Origin of the sequence: Streptomyces aurantiacus (genome assembly GCF_001418335.1) — a bacterium.
GTDB classification, from domain to species: Bacteria; Actinomycetota; Actinomycetes; order Streptomycetales; family Streptomycetaceae; genus Streptomyces; species Streptomyces aurantiacus.
Genome location: NZ_LIPP01000470.1, coordinates 1 through 5,377, shown reverse-complemented (window position 1 = coordinate 5,377; position 5,377 = coordinate 1). Strand labels below are relative to the sequence as shown.

At 71.1% G+C, this 5,377-nt stretch carries 4 protein-coding genes and 1 pseudogene; 2 read left to right on the top strand and 3 right to left on the bottom strand.

Annotation, left to right across the window (positions count from 1 at the left end; genetic code table 11):
* A pseudogene (locus tag AOK01_RS38945) lies at positions 1-638 on the bottom strand (VWA domain-containing protein); the annotation flags it as partial.
* Positions 639-884: 246 nt separating this feature from the next.
* On the opposite strand from AOK01_RS38945, the gene AOK01_RS38940 reads away from it, so the two are divergent.
* Positions 885-3,002 carry a PhoX family protein gene (locus AOK01_RS38940; protein WP_055520219.1) on the top strand — a complete coding sequence of 706 codons (2,118 nt, stop codon included), beginning with the start codon at positions 885-887 and terminating at the stop codon, positions 3,000-3,002.
* 132 nt (positions 3,003-3,134) lie between these two features.
* Here AOK01_RS38940 and AOK01_RS38935 read toward each other — a convergent pair whose 3' ends face one another.
* On the bottom strand, positions 3,135-4,058 hold the full coding sequence (locus AOK01_RS38935) for a LysR family transcriptional regulator (RefSeq protein WP_055520216.1): 924 nt from the start codon (positions 4,056-4,058) through the stop codon (positions 3,135-3,137).
* Between the two features lie 197 nt (positions 4,059-4,255).
* Between AOK01_RS38935 and snpA the strand changes: the two genes are divergently transcribed.
* Positions 4,256-4,930 (top strand): snapalysin, encoded by a 675-nt coding sequence (snpA, locus tag AOK01_RS38930; RefSeq protein ID WP_055520214.1) that lies wholly within the window; start codon positions 4,256-4,258, stop codon positions 4,928-4,930.
* Between the two features lie 156 nt (positions 4,931-5,086).
* Here the strand turns inward: snpA and AOK01_RS38925 are convergent.
* A partial coding sequence (locus AOK01_RS38925; RefSeq protein WP_213862215.1) for an endonuclease/exonuclease/phosphatase family protein occupies positions 5,087-5,377 on the bottom strand: 291 nt, incomplete at its 5' end.

Below are 5,377 nucleotides of genomic sequence, written 5' to 3'. Positions count from 1 at the left end.
TCCGCCTCTGCCTCCGCCTCTGCCTCTGCTTCTGCCTCCGCGGTCTCGGCGACCGGCTCCGCTTCTACGGCCTGTTCGGCCTCGGCCTCGGCCTCCGGCTCCGGGACGAGCTGGATGATGAGTTCCGGCTCGGCCGCGACGACGGCGGGCTCGGGCTGCGCCTCCGGCTCGGCCGCCGGAGCGACCTCGGCGACGACGGGCTCCGGCTCGGCCTCCACCACAGGCTCGGCCTCGGCGGCAGGCTCTGTCGCCGCCTCTGCCTCTGCCTCTGTCTCTGCCTCGGTCTCCGGTTCCGGCGCAGGTGCCTGCTTCGGGACCGTCACGTTGTCGAACGCCGCCGAGACCAGGTCGTCCACCGCGGACGCCTTGGGCTTCGTCTCGGACTCGGTCTCGGACTCGGATTCAGGCTTGGACCCGGGGCCGGGGCCGGCCTCAGGTTCGGGCGTCGGCTCGGTGGCCGGTGTGGGGACAGAGGCCTCAGGCTCGGCTGCCGCAGGCGTGGGCTCGGGAGCCGTCTCCTGCCGGGCCGCCGGCACCGTCGGCTCGGCGGCGGCAGATGCGGAAGGGACCGCGGCAGCGGCAGCGTCCCCCTTGCGTGACTTTCCGAACGCATTCCGCAGGCGGGTGAGAATGCCCATGTGCGCAACCCTTCGCATGAGTTGGTTCCGTCAATCCCTGGCCAGGACGGACACGTAAGGTTAGCCGCAGGATTGGGAGATCTTGGGCGGGGTCGATGATGCCCGTCAACTTAGGTATCCCTTACCTTCCCTTTGCCTCCACCCCCCTGCGGACCATGGGGGTTCACCATGCGTTTACCTTTTGGCTGCGCCCCCGCACGGGCGTGCCCCTAGCGTCTGGCCAGACACAGACATAGGGGAGTGAACGTGCGCAACCTGCTGCCTCTGCTCGGCTCGACCGGCTCACACCCGGGTGGCCGTTCCGAGATGACCTGTCGGTACCGCTGTGGTGACGCCTGCTTCCACCCGGCGCCCAACACCAGCGCCAACGAATACGTCGGTGACGTCATCGCCGGGGCGCTCAGCCGCCGTTCCATGCTGCGCGCCACCGCCGCGGTGACCGTGACCGCGGCGGCCGGCGGCGCGCTCGTCGGTGCCGGCGCGACCCCCGCCGCCGCCCAGTCCGCCGAGGGCGCTCCCGCCGCGTTCACGAACGGCGGCAAGGGACACAACGGCAACCACGGCAACCAGGGTACGAAGGGCAAGGCGGCCCGCGGCCTCCGCTTCACCGCCGTCGCGCCCAACACCCTCGACGCCGTGACCGTCCCCGAGGGCTACGGCCAGAACGTGGTCGTCCGCTGGGGCGAGCCCATCCTGCGCGGTGCCCCGGCCTTCGACCCGGACAAGCAGACCGCCAAGGCGCAGGCCGGCCAGTTCGGCTACAACTGTGACTTCCTCGCCCTGCTCCCGTTGCCGGGCGAGCGCGGCCGGCAGGTGCTCGTGGCCAACCACGAGTACACGGACGAGATCCTGATGTTCAAGGGATACGACGCCGCGAACCCGACCCGCGAGCAGGCCGAGATCGCCTGGGCCGCCCACGGCCTCGGCGTCGTCGTGGTAGAGGAGGACCGCAGGAGCGGCAAGCTCACCGTCGTGCCCCGCCACCACCTCAACCGCCGCGTCACCGCGACCACCGAGTTCAAGGTGACCGGCCCGGCGGCCGGCTCCGACCTCCTGAAGACCTCCGCCGACCCGACCGGCAAGAAGGTCCTCGGCACGCTCAACAACTGCGCCGGCGGCGAGACCCCGTGGGGCACCACGCTGCACGGCGAGGAGAACTTCAACCAGTACTTCGCCAACGCCGGCAGCACGACGGACGCGCGGTACGGCATCGGCACCGGGGCCACCGAGCGCAAGTGGGAGCGGTTCGACAAGCGCTTCGACGTCGCCCAGGAGCCGAACGAGGTGCACCGCTTCGGCTACATCGTCGAGCTGGACCCGTACGACCCCGCCTCGACGCCCCGCAAGCGCACCGCGCTCGGCCGGTTCAAGCACGAGGGCGCGACGATCCGCCTCACGGACGACGGCCGCCCGGTCGCCTACATGGGTGACGACGAGCGCTTCGACTACATGTACAAGTTCGTCGGCAGCAAGCGGATGCGCCACGGCAACAGCCGCGCCGCCCACGAGCACAACCTGACCCTCCTCGACGAGGGCACCCTGTACGTCGCCAAGCTCGGCGGTGACTCCCCGGCGATCGAGATCGACGGCACCGGCAAGCTCCCGGCCGACGGTGAGTTCGACGGCGGCGGTACGTGGATCCCGCTGGCCACGGCCACCGCGAAGGGCGCCGTCTCGCACGTCCCGGGCATGACCGCCGAGGAGGTGTACGTCTTCACGCGCCTCGCCGGCGACAAGGTGGGCGCCACGAAGATGGACCGCCCGGAGGACATCCAGCCCTCCCCGCACACCGGCAAGGTGTACGTCGCCCTGACGAACAACACCAACCGCGGTGTCGGCTCCAACGCCAAGGCGGACGAGGCCAACCCGCGCAACGCCAACAAGCACGGGCACATCCTGGAGCTGACCGAGCGCCGGGGCCGCCCCGACGCCACCAGCTTCGGCTGGTCGCTGTTCCTCGTCGCGGGCGACCCGAAGGACCCGGCCACGTACTTCGCGGGCTACCCGAAGGACAAGGTCAGCCAGATCTCCTGCCCGGACAACGTGGCCTTCGACCCGCACGGCAACCTGTGGATCTCCACCGACGGCGCCCAGCTCGGCTCCCACGACGGCCTGTTCGGCGTGGCGACGAAGGGCGACCGGCGTGGCGAGCTGAAGCAGTTCCTTACCGTGCCGAAGGGCGCCGAGACCTGCGGCCCGCTCGTCCAGGACCGCCGTGTCCTGGTAGCGGTGCAGCACCCGGGTGAAATCACCGGCGCGACCGTCGAGAACCCGGCAAGTGTCTGGCCCGACGGCCCCGGCAAGATCGTCCGCCCGGCCGTCGTAGCGGTCTGGCGCAAGGACGGCGAGGACATCGGCGTCTGATACGAGTGGGGCGCGTCCCGTCAAAGACGGGGCGCGCCACTCGTAGGGGCGCGGGGAACTGCGCGCCCAGCCCCCACACACCCGCACACGACACACGACCGCAATCCCGCGAACGCGGCCACGCGGAAGCGGTCACGCAGTGACGAGATTCAGCCACTCTCCATACCCCGGCGCCTCGCGCGCAACCTCCGCGTACGCCTCCCGCAGCTCGGGAAAGACAAGGTCCAACTCCCCCTCCGTACGCGCCGCGAGCAGCAGCCGTACGCCGAGCGGGTCCCCCTCGATCCGCCGTACCGCCATCTCCGGCCGGGGCTGGCACGTCGGCTGGCAGACCGTGACGACCTCGCCGGTGGCGACCAGCGAGGCGGCCGTGTGGTAGTCCCCGTGCAGCACCCGGGGGCTGAGCCCCGCCGCCCGCAGCATGCGGTGCACGGCGTCCCACTCGCCGTCGACCGTCGGATCGATCATCCAGCGGTCCTCGGCCAGGTCGGAGAGCCGGACCTCCTGGCGCCCGGCCGCCGGATGGTCGGCCGGCAGCGAGACGAACTGCGGTTCGCGTTCGATCAGCACGCGCAGCGCGAGCCCGTCCGGCATCCGCAGTGGGCTGCCCTCCACCTCGTGCACGAAGGCCACGTCGAGCCGGCCGCCGGCGAGCATGCGCAGCAGGGCGTTCGGGGAGACGTCCATCTGCAGGACCGGTTCCCGCTGCCGTGCGCGCAGTCGGCGCAGCCAGCCCGCGAGGGCGCGGCTCGCGGTGGAGCCGACCCGGAGCTGGGGCCCGTCGGCGTCCGTCGCGGCGGCCCGTGCCTCCGCGACCAGGGCCCGCATCTCGGCCACCACCGGGCGGGCCCGGCCGAGCACGACCAGTCCGAGCGGAGTCGGCCGGCAGCCGGTGCGTTCGCGGCGGAAGAGGGGGCCGCCGAGCTCCTGCTCGATGCGTTTGAGCTGGGTGCTCAACGAGGGCTGGGCCACGCCGAGCTGCCGGGCGGCCCGGTGCAGGCTCCCGGTGTCGGCTATGGCGCACAGCGCGCGGAGGTGCCTCACTTCGAGGTCCATGGTTTCGGAGCCTAAAGCGGAAGCAGGGCATTCACCAGACGCACAAACCACATCCAAAACAGGCGAGTTGGACGACCAGTTCCAGACAGGTACCGGACGGATAGCTGCGTCCTATCGCCGATTGCCATCATCACAGCCGCCGCACGGACGCCGACACTCACCGATGACGACTTCACCCCCCACTCAAGGAGTCATCGATGCGACTGTCCACACCCATGCTCTCCGTCGCGGTGGGCCTCGGCCTCACCGCGGCCGCGCTCGGTACCGTCCCGGCCGCGGCGGCCCAGGCGCCGGAGCCGACGCGGGCTCCGGCGTCCGCCGGTTCCCTCGCGGGCGCGGGCTACAACGGTTCCGGTGAGGAGGCGAAGGCCAACCAGGCCTTCTTCGACGCCGTACTGAAGTCCGTGGCGGAGAAGCGCGCCGCGAATCCGGAGGCCGCCGCCGTCACCGTGGTCTACAACGCCTCGGCCGCGCCGTCCTTCAGCACCCAGATAGCCCGCAGTACGCAGATCTGGAACAGCTCCGTCTCGAACGTCAAGCTCCAGGCCGGCTCCGGCGCCGACTTCACGTACCGCGAGGGGAACGACTCGCGCGGTTCGTACGCCTCCACGGACGGGCACGGGAGCGGCTACATATTCCTCGACTACGCGCAGAACCAGCAGTACGACTCCACGCGCGTGACCGCCCACGAGACCGGGCACGTGCTCGGACTGCCCGACCACTACTCGGGGCCGTGCAGCGAGCTGATGTCGGGCGGCGGTCCCGGCACGTCCTGCACGAACCCGAACCCCGACGCCGCGGAGCGGGCGCGGGTGGACCAGCTGTGGGCCAACGGACTCGCGAAGGCACTGGCCGAGGTCGACCAGCACTGATCTACCCCTGAGACCCACCGATCACCGTCGAGCCGGTGCGGAGTCGGCGCCGCACCGGCTCGTACGGGGAACGGCAGGTCCCCTCGGATGTTCCACCCCACCCCCCACCGACGTGGGCCGTCCCTCCTGCACGGAGGGCGGCCCATGTCGTACGTCCTACACGTTCTTGTAGAGGGTCAGGTCCACGACGAGTGCCCGGTGGTCGGTGTCCGCGAGGTCCAGGAAACGGGTCCTGGTCGCCGAGAAGCCCCGGGACACGAGGACGTGATCGATCTGGGCGCCGAAGACCGGGGTCGTCAGGGCGGGCCAGCTCGGCGCGCGGGTGTCACCGGTGAGGCGGGCGCCGTCCATGAAACCGGTGTCCAGGATGCGGCGGAAGGCCGCGTGGTCCTGGGTGGCGTTGAAGTCGCCCGCGACGACGGTGGGGCGGGCGACTTCAACGCCACC